At 59.1% G+C, this 18,062-nt stretch carries 20 protein-coding genes and 1 tRNA gene; 5 read left to right on the top strand and 16 right to left on the bottom strand.

The annotated features are described in order from the left end of the window. Positions 1-296: 296 nt before the first annotated feature. Genes hydA through ACO07N_RS22145 form a run of 5 tightly spaced genes read right to left on the bottom strand, consistent with a single transcriptional unit; the run spans position 297 to position 5,045 of the window. Positions 297-1,754, bottom strand: coding sequence for a dihydropyrimidinase (hydA, locus tag ACO07N_RS22165; protein ID WP_421983109.1), 1,458 nt, complete (start codon positions 1,752-1,754; stop codon positions 297-299). A gap of 11 nt (positions 1,755-1,765) precedes the next feature. Beyond that, entirely contained in the window at positions 1,766-2,110 is a 345-nt protein-coding gene (locus ACO07N_RS22160) for a hypothetical protein (RefSeq protein WP_421983108.1), read from the bottom strand. 25 nt (positions 2,111-2,135) lie between these two features. After that, positions 2,136-3,392, bottom strand: coding sequence for a Zn-dependent hydrolase (locus tag ACO07N_RS22155; protein ID WP_421983107.1), 1,257 nt, complete (start codon positions 3,390-3,392; stop codon positions 2,136-2,138). A 10-nt stretch (positions 3,393-3,402) separates the two neighbouring features. Continuing rightward, positions 3,403-3,690 (bottom strand): cupin domain-containing protein, encoded by a 288-nt coding sequence (locus ACO07N_RS22150; RefSeq protein ID WP_421983106.1) that lies wholly within the window; start codon positions 3,688-3,690, stop codon positions 3,403-3,405. 26 nt (positions 3,691-3,716) lie between these two features. Beyond that, positions 3,717-5,045: an aspartate aminotransferase family protein gene (locus ACO07N_RS22145; protein WP_421983105.1), complete on the bottom strand. Its 1,329-nt coding sequence runs from the start codon at positions 5,043-5,045 to the stop codon at positions 3,717-3,719. 488 nt (positions 5,046-5,533) lie between these two features. Between ACO07N_RS22145 and rutR the strand changes: the two genes are divergently transcribed. Both rutR and arfB read left to right on the top strand, forming a co-directional pair. Further along, positions 5,534-6,208 (top strand): HTH-type transcriptional regulator RutR, encoded by a 675-nt coding sequence (gene rutR, locus ACO07N_RS22140; RefSeq protein ID WP_421983104.1) that lies wholly within the window; start codon positions 5,534-5,536, stop codon positions 6,206-6,208. 2 nt (positions 6,209-6,210) lie between these two features. Continuing rightward, on the top strand, positions 6,211-6,672 hold the full coding sequence (arfB, locus tag ACO07N_RS22135) for an alternative ribosome rescue aminoacyl-tRNA hydrolase ArfB (RefSeq protein WP_421983103.1): 462 nt from the start codon (positions 6,211-6,213) through the stop codon (positions 6,670-6,672). Positions 6,673-6,736: 64 nt separating this feature from the next. On the opposite strand, the gene ACO07N_RS22130 is transcribed toward arfB, so the two are convergent. The 9 genes from ACO07N_RS22130 to ACO07N_RS22090 form a co-directional block, all read right to left on the bottom strand. Beyond that, a complete protein-coding gene (locus ACO07N_RS22130; RefSeq protein ID WP_421983102.1) occupies positions 6,737-7,009 on the bottom strand; it encodes a DUF4242 domain-containing protein in 273 nt (90 codons plus the stop codon). 173 nt (positions 7,010-7,182) lie between these two features. Next, the gene (locus ACO07N_RS22125) at positions 7,183-7,650 is read right to left on the bottom strand and encodes a hypothetical protein (RefSeq protein WP_421983101.1); all 468 of its coding nucleotides are present in this window, start codon (positions 7,648-7,650) and stop codon (positions 7,183-7,185) included. A 428-nt stretch (positions 7,651-8,078) separates the two neighbouring features. Beyond that, complete coding sequence (locus ACO07N_RS22120; RefSeq protein ID WP_421983100.1) at positions 8,079-8,603, bottom strand: regulatory protein RecX; 525 nt, start codon at positions 8,601-8,603, stop codon at positions 8,079-8,081. Further along, entirely contained in the window at positions 8,593-9,429 is an 837-nt protein-coding gene (locus tag ACO07N_RS22115; protein WP_421983099.1) for an MBL fold metallo-hydrolase, read from the bottom strand. The genes ACO07N_RS22120 and ACO07N_RS22115 overlap by 11 nt, the downstream gene beginning before the upstream one ends. Next, positions 9,426-10,232, bottom strand: coding sequence for a TatD family hydrolase (locus ACO07N_RS22110; protein WP_421983098.1), 807 nt, complete (start codon positions 10,230-10,232; stop codon positions 9,426-9,428). Before ACO07N_RS22110 ends, ACO07N_RS22115 begins: the two co-directional genes overlap by 4 nt. 75 nt (positions 10,233-10,307) lie before the next feature. Next, positions 10,308-11,369, bottom strand: a complete 1,062-nt coding sequence (locus tag ACO07N_RS22105; protein WP_421983097.1) for a DNA polymerase III subunit delta' — start codon at positions 11,367-11,369, stop codon at positions 10,308-10,310. Further along, on the bottom strand, positions 11,369-12,055 hold the full coding sequence (gene tmk / locus ACO07N_RS22100; RefSeq protein WP_421983096.1) for a dTMP kinase: 687 nt from the start codon (positions 12,053-12,055) through the stop codon (positions 11,369-11,371). The genes ACO07N_RS22105 and tmk overlap by 1 nt, the downstream gene beginning before the upstream one ends. 123 nt (positions 12,056-12,178) lie before the next feature. Continuing rightward, a complete protein-coding gene (locus ACO07N_RS22095; RefSeq protein ID WP_421983095.1) occupies positions 12,179-13,288 on the bottom strand; it encodes a D-alanyl-D-alanine carboxypeptidase family protein in 1,110 nt (369 codons plus the stop codon). A gap of 137 nt (positions 13,289-13,425) precedes the next feature. Then, positions 13,426-14,523, bottom strand: a complete 1,098-nt coding sequence (locus ACO07N_RS22090) for a septal ring lytic transglycosylase RlpA family protein (RefSeq protein WP_421983094.1) — start codon at positions 14,521-14,523, stop codon at positions 13,426-13,428. Positions 14,524-15,250: 727 nt separating this feature from the next. On the opposite strand from ACO07N_RS22090, the gene ACO07N_RS22085 reads away from it, so the two are divergent. Further along, positions 15,251-15,340: transfer RNA gene (locus tag ACO07N_RS22085), tRNA-Ser, on the top strand. A 524-nt stretch (positions 15,341-15,864) separates the two neighbouring features. On the opposite strand, the gene ACO07N_RS22080 is transcribed toward ACO07N_RS22085, so the two are convergent. Continuing rightward, entirely contained in the window at positions 15,865-16,113 is a 249-nt protein-coding gene (locus ACO07N_RS22080; RefSeq protein ID WP_421983093.1) for a hypothetical protein, read from the bottom strand. 239 nt (positions 16,114-16,352) lie between these two features. Here ACO07N_RS22080 and ACO07N_RS22075 point away from each other — a divergent pair, with 239 nt between their 5' ends. After that, positions 16,353-16,592, top strand: a complete 240-nt coding sequence (locus ACO07N_RS22075) for a hypothetical protein (RefSeq protein ID WP_421983092.1) — start codon at positions 16,353-16,355, stop codon at positions 16,590-16,592. A gap of 325 nt (positions 16,593-16,917) precedes the next feature. Here ACO07N_RS22075 and ACO07N_RS22070 read toward each other — a convergent pair whose 3' ends face one another. Further along, complete coding sequence (locus ACO07N_RS22070; protein WP_421983091.1) at positions 16,918-17,181, bottom strand: hypothetical protein; 264 nt, start codon at positions 17,179-17,181, stop codon at positions 16,918-16,920. 445 nt (positions 17,182-17,626) lie between these two features. Here ACO07N_RS22070 and ACO07N_RS22065 point away from each other — a divergent pair, with 445 nt between their 5' ends. After that, positions 17,627-18,028 carry a hypothetical protein gene (locus ACO07N_RS22065; protein WP_421983090.1) on the top strand — a complete coding sequence of 134 codons (402 nt, stop codon included), beginning with the start codon at positions 17,627-17,629 and terminating at the stop codon, positions 18,026-18,028. The last annotated feature ends 34 nt before the right edge of the window (positions 18,029-18,062 follow it).

Here is an 18,062-nt window from a genome sequence, read left to right as displayed (position 1 = left end):
TGCATCGTCCAGTCCGTCTTCGATTTCAGCGGCAGTCAACATTCTCTTTTCCGTTTTTCATTTTCCAGACCATGCCTTGCAGGTTCGGTCTTCAAGGCAGGTTTTCGGCGCAACGCGTTCGCCCCAAGTCACCTCTCCCGCTGGGAGAGGTCGGACCGCAGGTCCGGGTGAGGGGACAAATCTGTCCGCATTCCGCTGCACCTGACCCCCTCACCCCCGCCCTCTCCCCATGGGAGAGGGAGCAATTTGTGCCTTCTGCGAGGCCGTTCATTGGCAACCGCGGAGGACTTCCGCCATCAGACCCCGCTGGCAGGAATGCCGGTGCGTTCCACCTTGCGCGGCGCGGTGAGTTCCTTCCAGGTGCTGAGCGCCTTGTTGACAGCGTGGAACGGTTCGCGCGCCACGAACTCGCCGTGGCCCTGCTTGTGGTTGACCGTGCCGTCTTCCACGGCAACGCGGCCCCGGGTGAGCGTGTAGCGCGGCAGGCCCTTGACCTTCTTGCCCTCGAAGACGTTGTAGTCGATCGCCGACTGCTGGTTGCCCGCGGTGATGGTCTTTTCCTTTTCCGGGTCCCAGACCACCAGATCGGCATCCGCGCCAACGAAAACAGCGCCTTTTTTCGGATAGATATTGAGGATTTTTGCAATGTTGGTTGAAGTGACGGCGACGAATTCGTTCGGTGTCAGGCGGCCGGTGTTGACGCCGTAGGTCCACAGCATCGGCAATCTGTCCTCAAGGCCGCCGGTGCCGTTCGGGATCTTGGTGAAATCGCCGACGCCGGTGCGCTTCTGCTCGGTGGTGAAGGCGCAGTGGTCGGTGGCGACAACCTGGAGCGAACCCGCGGCGAGACCCGCCCAGAGCGAATCCTGATGCTTCTTGTCCCGGAAGGGCGGCGACATCACGCGGCGCGCCGAGTGGTCCCAGTCGTGGTGATAATACTCGCTGTCGTCCAGTGTCAGGTGCTGGATGAGCGGCTCGCCATAGGCGCGGATGCCATTCTGGCGCGCCCGGCGGATGGCTTCGTGCGCCTGCTCGGACGAGGTGTGCACGATATAGACCGGGACGCCTGCCATGTCGGCGATCATGATCGCGCGGTTGGTGGCTTCGCCTTCCACTTCCGGCGGACGGGAATGGGCATGGCCCTCCGGTCCGTTGTGGCCTTCCGCGAGCAGTTTTTGCTGCAGGCTGGCGACGACATCGCCGTTTTCGGCGTGGACCAGGGGCAGGGCGCCGAGCTCGGCACAGCGCTGGAACGAGGCGTACATCTCGTCGTCGTTCACCATCAGGGCGCCCTTGTAGGCCATGAAGTGCTTGAAGGTGTTGATGCCCTTCTTCTGGACGACTTCCTGCATGTCGTTGAAGACCTGCTCGCCCCACCAGGTGATCGCCATGTGGAATGAATAGTCGCAATGGGCCATTGTCGACTTGTTGTCCCACATCTGCAGCGCTTCCAGCAGCGACTGGCCGGGTGAGGGCAGAGCGAAGTCGACGACCATGGTCGTGCCACCGGCCAGCGCCGCGCGGGTGCCGCTGTCGAAATTGTCGGAAGAGAACGTGCCCATGAAGGGCATTTCCAGGTGGGTATGCGGATCAATGCCGCCCGGCATGATGTAACAACCGGTCGCGTCGAGTGTTTCGTCACCCGAGAGGTTCGGGCCGATCTCGACGATCTTGCCACCCTCGATCTTCACATCGGCTTCATAGGACAGGTCGGCGGTGACAACCGTGCCGCCCTTGATCACTTTGCTCGCCATCATCGTTCCCCTTATGTGTTTTTCAAATTTCTACCGAATCTCAGAATGTATCGCACTGCGTCATTCAGCAACTGGACGAAAGCAAACGGCACCGCAAAAGCAACCAGACCAACGAAAAGCAGATGGTTTGAGTTCGCATCAAAAAGCCAAAGCAAAACTGATGCGACGATACCGCAAATGACTGTTGGCCCAATGAACCCGAAGCACACTGTCGCCACAAGGCCAGCAACAAAAACGAAGAGCACCAGCGGAAACTGGAGCAAGACCACAACAGCGAACGGTTCTTCAAAACCTAGAAGAACTGCAGCGATTGTGGCTAAGACGATCAGAATTGCAGCCAGTGTTTGCAGTTTCATGAGCTTTCCTGTTGGTGCCGGCTGACTACCCCACGATCTCCGCCGTCTCGACAACCGCGTGGAAGAGAACATCCGCGCCGGCCTTGGCCCATTCGCGGGTGATTTCCTCGGCTTCGTTGTGCGACAGGCCGTCGACGCACGGGCACATGATCATGGCCGTCGGGGCGACCTTGTTGATCCAGCAGGCATCGTGTCCGGCGCCGGAAATGATGTCCCGGTGGCTGTAGCCGAGGCGTTCGGCGGCGTTGCGTACGGCTTCGACGCAGCCCTTGTCGAACTCTACCGGGTCGAAGCCGCCGACCTTCTCGAACTCCACCTCAAGGCCCATCTCGTCGCAGATCTTCTTCGCGCCGGTCTTCAGCCGTTCTTCCATGTCCTGGATGACGGCCAGGTTCGGGGAACGGAAATCGACCGTGAAGACAACCTTACCGGGGATGACGTTGCGCGAATTCGGATGGACATCGATATGACCGGCAGCGCCGACCGCATGAGGCGCATGGGACCAGGCGATATCGTCGACAAGTTCGAGGATCTTCGCCATGCCGAGACCGGCGTTCTTGCGCATCGGCATGGGTGTGGACCCTGTGTGACTGTCCTTGCCGGTGACGGTGACTTGCGTCCAGGAGAGACCCTGGCCATGCGTGACGACACCGATATCCTTGCCTTCGGCCTCCAGGATCGGTCCCTGCTCGATGTGCAACTCGAACATGGCGTGCATCTTGTCCTTGCGGGCGCCGACCTCTTCGTCGCCAACCCAGCCGATGCGTTTCAGTTCATCGCCGAAGGACTTGCCCTCGGCGTCTTCACGGTCATAGGCCCAGTCCTGGGTGTGAACGCCCGCAAACACACCGGAGGCCAGCATTGCAGGCGCGTAGCGCGTGCCTTCCTCGTTGGTCCAGTTGGTGACCACGATCGGATGTTTCGTCTTCACACCGAGATCGTTCATCGAGCGTACAAGCTCAAGGCCACCCAGGACACCGAGCACGCCGTCATACTTGCCGCCGGTCGGCTGGGTGTCGAGGTGGGAGCCGACATAGACGGGCAGGGCATCGGGATCGGTTCCCGGACGGGTCATGAACATGTTGCCCATGGTGTCGACCGCCATCGTCATGCCGGCCTCCTCGCACCACTTCTGGAACAGCTTGCGGCCTTCGGAATCCTCGTCAGTGAGGGTCTGCCGGTTGTTGCCGCCGGCAACGCCGGGACCGATCTTGGCCATCTCCATGAGGCTGTCCCACAGACGGTCCGCGTTGATCCTCAGGTTTTCGCCCGGAGCTGCCATCTGAAATCTCCTATTTCAATTCCGTTTCGACGAAGGACATGGGTTCGTCCCCGCCGTTGATTACATTGTGTTCGACGCCTTCATCGCGGCGGTAGACGGTTCCGGCCGGAACCAGGACCTCACGGCTTTCTCCACCGGGTTCTTCCAGAAGCATGCGGCAGTCGGTCAGCGCCGTGATAACGTAGTCCATTTCGTGCCGGTGCCAGCCGGTTTCGGCGCCCGGCACAAAGTCGAAACGGGTGACACGGACCCTGTCGTCGTCAATCAGCTGCGTGGCTGTTGCCTGTTCCCGTTTCATGACGCCTAGCCTTCTGTTCGATCCCGTCAGTCAATCGCCTCGAGGACCGCACGCAATTTCCCGAAGAGCTCATCGATCTGTTCCTTCGAGATGATGAGAGGCGGGGAGAGGGCGATGATATCACCGGTCGTGCGGATCAGGATGCCATCATCATAGGCTTTCAGGAAGGCGGAGAAAGCGCGTTTTGTCGGCTCGCCGGCGATCGGCTCAAGTTCAACCGCGCCGATCAAACCGAGATTGCGGATATCGATGACATGCGGGCAGTCCTTGAGCGCATGCAGGCCGTCTTCCCAGTATTGTGCCAGCCCTGCCGCCCGCGTCAGCAGGTCTTCCTCGTCATAGGTGTCGAGCGTTGCAAGCGCAGCGGCACAGGCCACCGGGTGACCGGAATAGGTGTAACCGTGAAACAGCTCAATCATGTGTTCCGGACCGGTCATGAAGGCCTGGTAGATGTCCGAAGAACAGAACACGGCTCCCATCGGGATGACGCCCGAGGTGAGACCCTTGGCTGTTGTCACCAGATCCGGCGTCACGCCGAAGAAATCGGTCGCGAAGGGCGATCCGAGGCGGCCGAACCCGGTAATGACTTCGTCGAAAATCAGCAGAATGCCATTGTCGGCGCAGATCTTGCGCAGCCGCTCCAGGTAGTTCTTCGGCGGGATCAGGACACCGGTCGATCCGGCGACCGGCTCGACGATGACAGCCGCAATCGTGGAGGGGTCGTGCAACTGGATGATGCGGATCAGGTCTTCGGCATATTCGGCGCCGTTTTCCGGCATGCCGCGCGAGAATGCATTGCGCTCCGGATCATGCGTGTGGCGCATGTGGTCGACGCCGGTGAGCATCGTCCCGAAGGTTTTGCGGTTGGCGACGATACCGCCGACCGAGATGCCGCCGAAGCCGGTGCCGTGATAGCCGCGTTCACGGCCGATCAGTCGGGTGCGGGTGCCCTGTCCGATGGCACGCTGATAGGCGAGAGCGATCTTCAGGGCCGTGTCGACGCTTTCGGAGCCGGAGTTGGTGAAAAAGACATGGTCGAGCGGCGAGGGCATCATGGCCGACAGGCGGGCGGCCAATTCGAAGGCTTTCGGGTGGCCCATCTGAAACGCGGGCGCATAGTCCAGCTCCGCGATCTGTTTCTGAACCGCCTCGACGACCTTCGGGCGCGAATGACCGGCGTTGCAGCACCAAAGGCCCGCAGTCCCGTCAAGGACCTGACGGCCATCGGCGGTCGTGTAGTGCATGTCCTTGGCCGAGACGAACATGCGCGGCGCCTTCTTGAACTGGCGATTCGCCGTATACGGCATCCAGAAGGCTTCAAGATTGTTGGTTGCTGCCTGTGCCGGCGCTGACATGCGTCCTCCTTGCAGCCCTGCTTCAAGGGCTGGCGGTCTATCTGCTCGTGCTGGAGAAAGCGCCCACGATTTGCCGGCCTGCAGGGAGCAAGCGCCCGGCGATGCTGGTCCTCTCACCACACTGTTCCTGGCTCTTCTTGCCGTATTCTCCAAGCAAAGAAGCGCCGATCGATCTCTGGTTGGCCGTTTCGGCCTTGTCCGGCATTCGCCGGTTCTGGTTATGTTGATCAGATAGGTGCGACGCTTCAAGAGTTCCCCGTTGCAGGCAACCAGATGTTCGACTAGCCTTCTGACCAGTTGGTCAATTTACCCTAGGAGTAATTTGACCAAATGGTCAAGATGCAATTCCATTCGGCATGACCAATTTGTGGTCAATCAGCTTCTGAAGCAGACATGACCGCTCAAAAATGGCCGAATTCAAAGAGTTTGGCCGGTTGCGACACGTGCCCGGCACAGGGCGGTTTTAAGGTTGGAAGCGGACGTATTTGATGACAAGTCTTGAAGGGCAGGGATCGGTTTCTCAGAAAAATGGAGGCCTCAGCCGGATTCAGGAGCGAAACCGTTCGCTTATTCTGGAGGCCGCCTTGAGCGAATTCTCAAGGAAGGGGTTTTCCGGCGCGACGGTCGAACGCATTGCTGCGGAAGCGGGCATGTCGAAGTCGAACCTGCTCTATTACTTCTCGTCCAAGGAAGCGATCTACAAGGCGACGCTCGCGCATATCCTGGAGGTCTGGCTTGCACCGCTGAAAACCCTTGACGCGGACGGCGAACCGGCGCGGGAACTGGCCGCCTATATCCGTCAGAAGATCCAGATGTCGGCGGACTATCCCGAAGCGTCCCGGCTGTTCGCAAATGAGGTCATGCAGGGCGCACCCCAGATCCTGCCGATTCTGGAAGGCGAGCTGAAACGTCTCGTCGAAGAAAAATCCCAGGTCATCGACAACTGGATCGAAACCGGCAGAATGCAGCTGATCGACCCTGTGCACCTGATCTTCACGATCTGGGCGACAACGCAGCACTACGCGGATTTCTCCATTCAGGTCAGAGCGTTGACGGGGAGGGATCTCAGTGATCCGGAGTTCTTCGAAGAGACCGTTGCTTCTGTGACGCGGCTTCTGCTCAACGGGGTCGGTCTGACAGTTCCGCAGGACAGCGGAGCGTAATCGTGGACGACGAACCGGTAGATCCTCATTCCGCATCGCGCATTCCGGTTCTTGGCAAGATCCATATCAGAAAAGAGGACATCTCCGAGGAGTTCATCCGGGCATCCGGGCCCGGTGGGCAGAACGTCAACAAGGTCTCCACGGCCGTGCAATTGCGGTTCAATCTTGCGGGCAACGACACCCTGCCGGAGGACGTCAAGTCGCGCGCGGCGCGGATTGCGGGCAGTCGCCTCACGCAGCATGGCGAAATCGTCCTTCAGGCCGACCGCTTCCGAACGCGTGAGCGCAACCGCGAGGACGCGCTCGAACGGCTGCTGGACCTTCTGCGCAGGGCGATGGAGAAACCGAAGCCCCGCAAGGCGACCAAGCCGACACTTGGGTCGAAGAAACGCCGTCTTGACGCCAAGAAGCAGCGCGGACAGATCAAGAAAATGCGCGGGCGAGGGGCAAGCTACGACGACTGACCGTGCGGTTCGCGTGCCGGGCATAACGGCGCGCCTTTCGCAGCGCTCCGTTTTCCCGTTGTGATCAGCCTGCCGTTGTCGGGTCGATCAAGGTGACGACTTCGGTAATCTTGTTCGCCGGAAAGCCGCTGATTTCAGCGTGTTTCCGGATCGCCTGCTCGTCCTCTGCAAGGTAGATGCAAAAGGTCTTGTCGCCCGTGACATATGAGTGCTGCCACTGCACCGTTGGGGCAAGCTGGGCCAGTGCATCATTGGATGTGTTGGCTGCGCCGCAAAGCTGTTCGGCGTTCATGTTGCCGACGCCTTCGATGTCGCGCTCAATGACGTATTTTTTCATGAGTTTGCCTCCCGTTCCGATTTTTGCCGATCTGATCAAACCAGGCGGCATTCTCGATTGCCTGTCCGCGTTCAGATTTAACCAGTTCGGGAAGCACAGGCTAACACCAAGATTACGCTGCGTAAATTTGTGTAAATTGACAGGTCTCTGCGAGAAAACATCTACCTTGCGGTTCACGTCATTGAGTAACTCAGGACGGTCACGCGTGCCCAGATGCCCATCGTGGTCATCGCGGACGCACCTGCCGTGAAACCCGGCCCGTTGACATCCTGGCTGCTGAAAAGCATGCCGCCCATGTTGCCGGCCGTGATGCTGCACAGGCCGTATCCTGCGCCCGCACCGGCGCCCGCCGTCGTCAGCCGGCCATAGCAGCCGTCCAGGTCGTTGGCGCTGAAAATGCGGTTGCAGTTGATGCGCGTGTAGGAATAGTGCGCGGCTTCGCCGCCGAACTCGGGAAGGGATATCGAGCCGCCGCGACCGCCAAATCCCAGTCCGCCACCGGTAAAGCCGTAAAGGCCTGCATAGTTCGCCGCGCGGCTTCTGAAAATGAAGGTCCAGTATCCGCCGGCAATACCCGCGCCGACGCCGGCGTCCATGTAACCGGACACTTCCCAATCAGATGCATTAAACGTCGCGGACATGGTCGCCATCCTCGTGTCGTGGACCGGGTATATGACACGCCGGTTTCCCGGCGGACGTTTCAAACAGTCAAACACAAGTCTATCAAAAATCCAGGTTTCGTCCGTGTTGTGAATCACATTGCCGAAGGAAACGTTTGCGGATCGCGGGCGAACCCGGATCCTGTGCGATTGCAACAAGCATATTTCTTTGCCGGCGTGTCACGACGAAGGCCTTACCCTGGAACGACGACGTCAGGGACGCGCGACACGCCTTTGAAGAAGTGCGTGACGGATCGAGGGGTGGGTTTGAAGGTACCGGTATTGTGTCAGGCAAGATCCATATCTCTAATTCGCATAATCAATATTATGGAATATTTTTACATAGGCGAAACGGCGCTGAATTTCAGGCGTTTAGCGCAACGCGCTTGCCGCTGTGTCTGCCTGCACCGCTACGCGTCGTCTTTTGCAGACTCGATGACCCGCACCGCGATGTCGAATGAAAAACCTGCGCGGCACATGGCAGCAAGATCTTTCTCGCGGCGTGCCGCTCTGTCTGCGGCGTTGCGAAACGGACCGAGCCTGCGTCTTCGTGCATACGCTCCGGCGGCTTCTTCCTCGGTTCCGGCACCGTCGTCCAGCACGGACCGGATCGTGTCGCGATCAACGCCTTTCTGTGCCAACTGCGCTTCGATCTTGCGGCGCGAGCCGCCGCGGCGTCTGAGGCTTGCCGTTTTGGTCTCTGCATAGGCGCGATCATTGACCAGCCCGGAATCGACGCATTTTTTCAGGACCTTGTCGATCATTCCGGAGAAGTCCGCCGGATCCAGGCCGTGATGACGGCAGGCTTTCAGGATGCGGCGTTCCAGTACCTTGCGCAGATTGTTTTGCGACGAACTGTAGCGTTCCAGGTAGTGAACGGCCGACCTTGTCAATCGTTCGACTGTCGGCAATTTCGGGGTTGTTTTACCCGGCATGACTCATCTGACCGGTTTCGTCTTCAAGGACTGTCAGATCGATCTGCATACCGTCATAGGCCGGCTGGATCGTTTCCGGCAATTCGCGGCTCAGTTCAGCGTAGTCGAGATCGCAATGCAGGTTCGTGAAAACCGCGGATTTCGGCTTGATCCGTGCCGTCCATTGCAGCGAATCCTCAAGGCAGAAATGGCTCGGATGCGGTGTGCGCCGAAGGCAGTCCAAAATAAGAATATCAAGTGATTTCAGACTATTGAGAGAGTTTTCTGAGATGTCGGATACATCCGGGATGTAAGCCGCGTTGTCAATCCTGTAGCCAAGCGCATCGATGTCGCCATGCCTGACGGTGATCGGCTCGAATGTCAGCGTGCCGCCGTCTCCGACGATCTCGACCGGCTTGCCATGTTCGACCGACCGATGCTCCAGGATCGGAGGATAGTTCGAGCCTTCCGGTTTTTCGAAACAGTAGCGGAAGGCCTCCAGGGCGCGCTGGTGTGTTTCATCGTCCATATAGACGGGTGTGCGGCGACGGCTGAGCAGCCAGAAGGCACGCAGGTCGTCGATCCCGTGCAGATGATCGGCATGTGCATGGGTGTAAAGCACAGCGTCCACATGGCTGACATTTGCCGTCAGCATCTGTTCGCGCAGATCCGGGCCCGTGTCAATCAGGACCGTTGTGCACCCGTATTCGCCGCGTTTTTCGACCAGGAGCGAGCAGCGCCGGCGGCGGTTTTTCGGCTCTTCCGGGTCGCAAGCGCCCCAGTCATTGCCGATGCGCGGCACGCCGGCGGATGATCCGCACCCCAGGATCGTCAGGCGGACACTCATTGCTGTGCCGTCCCGCCGAATGCGGCGGGCCTTGGGACCTTTTTAAACAGCCGGAAAAAATTCTCGGTTGTCTGACGTGCCATCTCTTCTTCGGAGACACCCCGTGTTTCAGCCAGAACGGCAGCGGTCATGGCCGTATAGGCAGGCTCGTTGCGTTTGCCGCGCCGGGGCTGGGGGGCAAGGTAAGGTGCATCCGTTTCGACCAGGAGCCGGTCGGCCGGAAGGTCCCGTGCTATCGCGCGCAGGTCTTCGGACTTCTTGAAGGTCAGAATGCCGGAAAAGGAAACATAGAGACCGAGTTCGATCCCGGTAAGGGCAAGATCCCGTCCGGAGGAGAAACAGTGCAGGAGAGCAGGGAAGGCCCCCTTCCCCATTTCCTCGCGCAGGATCGCCGCCATGTCGTCGTCCGCGTCGCGCGCATGAATGACAAGTGGCAGGCCTGTCTGACGTGCGGCCTCGATATGAACACGCAGGCCCTCGGCCTGTGCATCGCGCGGCGCCTTGTCATAGAAATAGTCGAGACCGGCTTCACCGATTGCGACAACCTTCGGATGAGCCGCCAGGGCAACAATGTCTTCAACCGGGATGCCGCGCTCGTCGCCGGCATTGTGCGGATGCGTGCCGACGGAACAGTAGACTTCGTCATAGGTTTCCGCGATTGCCTTGATCCGGTCGAACTTGCGGATATGCGTGCAGATGGTGACCATCAGATCGACACCCGCGGCATGCGCCCGCGCGATCAGGTCGTCCCGCTCGTTGTCGAAATCTGGAAAATCGAGGTGGCAATGGCTGTCGACAAGCATGAAAGATCCTGGAATCGAGACTGTTCAGCGCGCCTTGATAGCCGGAAACCGGTTATTTCCCAAGAGCGGTTCCGCTCAGGCTGCGCGCAAGGCGAAGAAAAAGTCGAGTACCACTTGTTTCCGGTCGAGATTGAGCGCTTCCGCATCCCGGATCGCCCGGCTAGCGTTTTCCCAAAGTTCGACCTGGCGATAGGCTGACCGCACGCCGGCCTTGACATCCCGGCTCATGCGTTCGTGACACAGGCGCTCCAGAACATGTTGAAAATTCAACCAGTTGTCGGTTTGACCGCGGGCGGCGACGAGATCGGCAAGCGCATGGACGGCGCTGAGGTCCAGTTGTGATGCATTGTCTGCCAGACGCCGCACGCCCTTAGCGATCGCAAGCCCGTCACCGGACAACAGGGAAATGGCCGCCCGCAGACTTCCGTCGGCCGTCGCTGCAAGTTCATCGAGGTCATTGGCCGCCGGGAGGGGATCCACACCAAGCAACTGCAGACCTTCCAAAATTTCGGATGGGGTGAGCGCGTCCAGGCCGAGCCGGCGGCACCTGGAGCGTATGGTCGGCAGGAGGCGTCCCGGCGCGTGGCTGAGAACCAGAAAGAGGCAGCGCTCCGGCGGTTCCTCGAGTATCTTCAACAGGGCGTTGGCAGAACTCGCATTCATGTCGTCTGCGGCATCGACGATGCAGATACGCCAGGCTTTCGCCGAAGCCGTCGTCCCGAAAAAAGAGACGGTCCTGCGGACCTCATCTACCGGGAGATCGGTTTTGAACCGTTTGGATTTCTCGTCCCAGGGCCTGCGCAGATGCAGAATGTTCGGGTGACCGCCCGCCGCCACCTGCCTCAACACCGGATGATCCCCGGGGACAGAGAGATCGGCGGCAGCGGCAACTTGCGGCCCGAACCGGTCGGGATTGGCGACGATGAATTTCGCAAACCGGAATGCCAGGGTCGCCTTGCCGATGCCCTTGGCGCCGCCGAGGATCCAGGCGTGATGGATGCGCTGCGAACGGTAGGCGTCCAGGAGCGCTCTTTCCGTCGCCTTGTGACCAACAAGGCGTGTCTGTTCATTCGGCAACGGGTACCCGGGCAGCGCATCCACTTCCGGGATGTCGACGGGTTCAGTTCGGCGCGCCATCAGAACGGCCTGTCTGCGGTTGCCATGTCGGCCGCGTCGATGTCGAATTCCTCCGGAAATGTAGTCACGACCGACTTGCGGACTTCGCGCTCGACAAAGTCCTCGTCGCGTGACCCGTCAATAATCGTAAAGCGGTAGGCCTCATCAAGGGCCAGTTGCAGGAACATTTTGCGTCTTCGTTCGTGGACGGCGACAGCTTCATCCTCGAAACGGTCCGGTCCGCCGCTGTCGTCTGTCTCGGACCGTTTGGCGACACGGCTCAGGCCGATCTTCGGCGGCACATCGATCAAGAGGGTCATGTCTGGCCTGAGACCCGCAACGGCGGCCAGTTCCAGAAGCTTGAGATAGTCCTGTTCAACACCTGCCTCGCCCTGGTACACGCGCGTGGAGTCGGCGTACCTGTCGCACAGAACCCAGTCGCCGCGTTCCAGCGCAGGTCTGATCGTGGCATCGACATGATCCGCGCGCGCCGCCGCGAACAGCATCGCTTCAGCGCGCGGCCCCTGATCTTTTGCACCACCCGACAACAGCAGCGACCGGATCTTTTCCGCGCCCGGCGATCCCCCCGGCTCGCGCGTGACGACGACCGACTTGCCGTTTTTTTCCAGAAACGCCTTCAGGCGGGCGATCTGTGTCGACTTGCCCGCCCCCTCTCCGCCTTCGAAGGTAATGAAATGTCCCGACAAGCTTTTCCCGTCTCCTTCAGGCCGGCCCGTCACATGAACGCTTGGCCTTGCCTATCAACTGATACAGGGCAAACGTGCCGCTTTCAAACAGGGAATTGCGTCCGGCTGCACGCTGCTGGGGACTTATCCGATCCAGCCAAACAGGAGTTCCTGCAGACCGTCCATCGCCCTGTTCATCAGTGTGCCTTCGGGAACGTCCGCGCCGGTGACCAGGGGTGCCCTGTAGACGACCCCTTCCTTGCCGATGACACGCAGTTCTCCGGCTGGGGTTCCCTTGTTCACAGGAGCCTGCAGCGGACCGTCGTAAACAACGCGCAGCCGGTAATCGAGGCTTCCGCCCCGGGCGAGCAGGACGTTGACATCAGCTTTTGCCACGAGCGGCACCGTGCCTTCAACGCCGCCGAAAACGCGCCCGTCGGCGATTTTTTCGCCGGCCGGGTAGATCGTCTTGATCGCGTAGAATTCCCAGGCACCGCCGATCACCTCGTTGAGCGATTGCAGACGATGCTTGTCCGAATTGAGGCCGGCGACGGCTGCAATGATACGTCGTCCGTTACGGTCCACAGAAGCAAGACCGGAAAAACCGTCCTCCGGGTGATTGCCGCCGCCCAGTCCGTCGAGTTTCCTGATTTCGCCCAGAAGTGGGTTCTTGTTCCGCTGGTAGATCTTGTTCCAGGTGAATTCCGGAATGGAAAACAGATCGTAGAGGTCCGGATGCTGCTCTACGATATATTCGGCGAGCCGGGCCTGGTCGCGCACCGTCGTGCTGTTGGGCGCATCGTAATAGCCGGTCGCATTTGAAAAGGTGCTCGCGGTCATGCCAAGGAACGCGGCCAGTTCCGTCATGCGCTGTGCGAAAGCCTCTTCGGAGCCGTCGATGCACTCCGCAAGCACAATCGCCGCATCATTGGCGTTGTGGACGAGCAATCCTTTCAGAAGGTCCTCGATCGCGATGTCCGACTTGATGGCGGCGAACATGGTCGATTTACGAGACGGTGCACCGCCCGTGCGCCAGGCATGTTCACTGACATTGCAAAGCTGATCCGGCTGCGCCTCGCCTTCTTTCAGAAGCTTGAAAATGGTTGCCGCGGTCATGACCTTGACGAGCGAGCCAGGCGTGAAGGGTTCGTCAGGGGCCTTTGAATAAAGAACGGTGCCGGATTCAGGTTCGAGCAGGAAGGCCTTCGGTGCCTTTGTGACGATGGATTCAACCGCCGACGCCGGGCCGGGCATTGCAGCGGACACAGCCAACAAGGCAGCGCAGAAGGCGCTTGTTCGCAGTCGTTTGCGCAATGTTGAAAGTGAGAGGCCTGTCACCCTGCCGTTTCCTTTCGTAAGTCAACGGGCACAGTGATCAGATCCCGTTTTTGCTAGTTGCCCGATGGGATCTTAGCAGCCAGCTGACGCATGGAAAGGCCTTGCGAAACGCTTGTGGACAAGACCGCGTGAGCTCCGGAAACGCGCTGGTTCGCCGTATAGGACGATATCGCGCTTCCGGACTGGAATCTATCAACCGAACCCGGGAACGGTGCGTGCACCGGTTTGTTCACCGGAGCGTAGCTGGACGAAAGGGACCCCGTGGTTGGCTGGAAGCGGTTGTTGGATGCGACCTTGATGGCGGGGTTTCCGGCCTCGAAGGCAATCGCCGGGTCGAACGCCGCGACCTGGACGCCCGGCTGGCCCCGTTTTGCGGAGGCAAGCGTTGCCGCGGAAAGGTAAGGCCGCGCGGCGGGAGCCGGAACCTTGCCGTAAATGAGTTCTGCCGGGACCTGGGCGATCAGAGTGCCGGGACGCGATGCACCGGGTGCGACGGAACCCGGGCCGGTATAGGACGCCATCAGGTATTCTTCGTCCTCACCGTGAAGCGGAGCCCGGCCGACATACTCGACCTTGACCTTGCCCACACCTGCTGATTTCGTGTCCAGCATCGTTGCAACCCGTTCGGACAGGTCGATGATGCGATTGCCGTGGAAGGGGCCGCGATCGTTCACGCGGACGATCATCGAACGGCCGTTGGACGTGTTCGTCACCCGTGCGTAGGACGGCAACGGCATCGTGGTGTGCGCAGCGGTCAGAGCGTTACGGTCAAAGATTTCACCGTTCGCCGTCTTCCGTCCGTGGAATGTCGGGCCGTACCAGGATGCAAGTCCCGTCTTTTTGTAGTCCGGGTCATGCTCCGGGTAATACCACTTGCCGGCGATCTTGTACTTCTTGCCGATGACATAGCGTCCACCGCCCTTGGGCACCGGTTTGCCGGAGGCGACCATGCGCGGGCTGGCCTTCACGCCATATTTTTCGGGGCTGAACTTGGCCTTGGGTTTTTCGGGAGCAGAGCTGCACGCGGCCACGAACGATACTGCGGCGACCGTCAGGAACACCGTGCGCAGTTGTTTCCAGCTGCTTCGCTCAAACCCGCAGCCGTTTGTCCCCGAAGACGTTCCTGCCATCCGGCAAGTTTCTACGCCCATCCCTTGCATCCTGCCGTCCTACTCATAAACGCGCTGGCGGCCCCGTAGCTCACGCGATACTCCGGCCGCAAACAGGCCGGTTCCAGGCTACTTTTTCCGTCTGCCGGCTTTTACACCGCAGATGCGCTGCCCCCGCGGCACATCCCAGACATCCAGCCTGTTTAATGGCAAGTGTCTTACTGCAAAGTAAACGCGCCGTCGAGGCTGTCCGGAACGGCTTTTCCGGGCAGTCACAGGTTTTGACGCCGTTTACGCTCCCGTGGCGCATTCCCTTGCGGTAAGTTCCTGAAATGCCTGAAATTTATGCGGTCCCGTAATTGTTGCAGACAAGTGACAGTCTGCAAAAAATCGTCAAATGATCAGGTTGTGACGTAGGTCACATCGGTTGCCGGCGGTTCGGCCTAGTGTGTCTTCATTGCTCGTGACCGCCCTGTCACAGCAATGCTGGAACCCACCTCCAGCTTTGGCCGCCGGTTCAAACCCTGCCCACGACACCGGACCGGCGGCCCCACACTTTGTCATGTTCCGGTGCCGCAGCGCACCCTGCCCTACCCAACCCAAAGCGCCCGGAACCGGAACATGCCAAAGGCCCCGCCTGCGGTCTCCGCCGCATTCCACACGATTTTTCCGAATTCCCCGCCCGCCGAAGGACCGGCTCTTGACTTTCCGTTCAAGACCAACGAAACGGAAACAAATGCCGCCCGCGCCGACGCGCCATGGCTGCATTGGTGAGGTGGCCGAGTGGTTTAAGGCAGCGGTCTTGAAAACCGCCGTGCGTGAGAGCGTACCGTGGGTTCGAATCCCACCCTCACCGCCATTAACTCTTTATATTTTTGAGAGAAATGTTCTCCCTTGGCTTTGCTCAGATGCGCGAAGTGACGAGAACTTACCACGGACAAATCCGGTCGTTGGTGGGGAAGCCGGGTCAAATGTGCCGTCAATGTCCCACCAGCAATCCTGCTATTTTCGCTGTGGCTGACAATCTTCTTCCTCATGATCCATAGATCGATCAGGTCCGCTTGGACCTGACCGCGCGACAGGAAAGTGAGGACAAAGGCACGCTCCTCTCAAATCAGGTCCACTGCTGTCCGTTTTTGATCTGAATTGAACGAGTGAGGCGATCCGCAGTCTTTGAACTTGTCATTCCGGTTGAAGCGCAGCGGAAGGCCGGAACCCAGTAAACATTTGATTTTCTGTTTTTCTTCTGTCTCCGCGCACATCGGCTACTGGGTCCCGGTCTTGCCGCTTTCACGGCAAACCGGGACGACAAGTCGGGGGAACACTTCCGTATCCCGATGTGGCGCCGCACGGAAATACGCCGCCTTTCGTTTTCCGCGCGAATTACAAAAGCTGCGCCAGAACCCGCCGGATCTCGTTCTTGTGGTCCTCGCAGAACGCGTCGAGGGCTTCGGGGCCGTCTGCGTGGAAGATGCCGACGATCACGCGGTCTTCCAGGCTGTCGCAGAGAATGCGGGGTTCGGACGTGTCGGGAACGAGGTTTCCGTCTTTGTCCCTCTTGACCGGACACAGAAACATCATACCGTTCCGGACACCCATGCCTGCATCAATCACATACTTTTTTTCGGTCATTGCAAGCCTTCCAGCAGGGGTCCGGAGGCACGTGGCAGGCAGAGTTCATGTGTCAGATTGCGCAACCTGCTTCGGATGTCACCGCATAAATCACAGGGCTGATTTTTACAGCGGATACAGCGGCACAGTTACGCAGATTGCGCATGTTGCGTCAGACGATCCTGAAGCGCGCTCAGGATGGAAAACTCCCCCAGTGTATGCGATTGACCTCAAGTCGCTGGCTCTCCAGACTATGAAGAATGACGGACTGTGACGATATCATCCAGCTTGAGGCTGTGCTGTATGAAAGACTTGAGCCCGGAAGACGTCAGATGAAAGTTGCCATGCTTTTGGCGATGACATTCGGCGGGAAGACGCTTCCATCCAGTGATATCGTCAACGCCGCGCTTGAACGTCTGGCGCAGAGGACTGATATCGAAACCTTCGGAGACATCAGGACCTGGCGACGAAGTGAAATCAGGCGTCGGACTCCTAAATGAAGCCGATCTGGCGGCAGAAATGGCGAAATCTTGCGAGTAAGCGCAGGTAGAGCGGGCTTTTTGCCCGGTGAAGCGCAGTGACGCTGCGAAGAGAAGCCATTTTGCCGTCCTTCGGATTTGGCCGTTTTGGCCATCTGCCGCGTCGCGAAAGGCTCGAATATGGACCACATTTTCTGCGATTGCGCTCCTCGCAACTGGTCATAATGATCCAAACCAAATTGACTTCATCTATAAGTCCGTACCCTGAGCTTACACGGCAGCGATCAGGATTCTTGTGACGCGCAAAATGGGGCGCGCAAGGGTCGGCGCGCCCCTCTTCCCGGCTTTATCTTGAAGGTATCTTATGCTCGCGGACCGCGTCGATGGCGCATTCGAGGCCTTCGCCGTAGGGATGGCCGTGCCAGTTGGCGCGCTCCTTGATGATGACCGCCAGGATTTCTTCGGTCGTTTCATGAGGATCTTCGCTGGCCGCCGCCACGTGGCTTGTCAGAATGCCAACGATTTGGGCCAGCCCGTTGAGCAGTCCCATTCTGAATTCCAGATCTTCCCAAACGATCTGCCCTGCACTGGGTCTGTCGGTCTGCGTCATGGTGTGAATTCCTTTGTGGGTGGGCAGGGTATCGGCGGCCGATCCGGCCTGTTGCGGTGCGTTTTCCCGATTTCCCTGCAGCGGTCGTCCGCTGCGCCGGCGTCGCCTGATGCGTTGCAGCAAGCGGAATGATGTGTGCGTCCCCACAAGGCACACTTTATAGGTGTATCAGCAGCGTTCCGGATCCGCAATAAGGCAGGTGGAGGCGTAGCGGAAACAGGGAGGGCTTCGTTTAGATCCCTGGAAAATGACAAGCAAAGGAACTGATTCCAGAACTTGGAAAGAATTTCTGAGTTTCGCATCGATATTTTTACGTAATGTTTGTCATTTACATGTTCCTCAGGCTTTGGAAGTTAAACACATTTGGAGAAATTGCTTGACTGATGATGCGGTTTTTCGGCTTGATTTCTCTTGATACGATGTTTCTCGAACCCGGCTGGTCGTTATGTCGCTAAACATACCGGTGTCGCACGGCGAATTCTTTGATCGGCTGACGATCCTTGAGATCAAGCGCGAAAAGATCACCGATGCCGACAAGCTCGAGATCATCAAGGAGGCCCTGGCCGAATACAGGTCCATCGTCTTCTGTTCCGTTCCAAGGGCCGCGGAAGTGTCTTCCCTCACCGACAAACTCAGACAGGTGAACGTTGCCCTGTGGGATCTGGAAAATCTTGTCAGGGAGTTCATCCGGCGCGGCGACTTCGGGCCGGCCTTCGTGGACGCATCGCGCGCGCTTTATGAGAACCGGGACCGCCGCACGGACATCAAGGCCGAGATCGACAAGGTGCTCGGGTCCGACCTTTGCGAGGTGAAGGACTACAAGCGGTCCGCGGGCGGCGAGACCTGAGTAAGGTCTGAACCTTCAACCGGACTTTCCCTGG

This window comes from Roseibium sp., assembly GCF_965229775.1.
Classification (GTDB): Bacteria; Pseudomonadota; Alphaproteobacteria; order Rhizobiales; family Stappiaceae; genus Roseibium.
The sequence above is the reverse complement of the archived record's forward strand: the minus strand, read 5'-3'. Positions and strand labels throughout refer to the sequence as shown.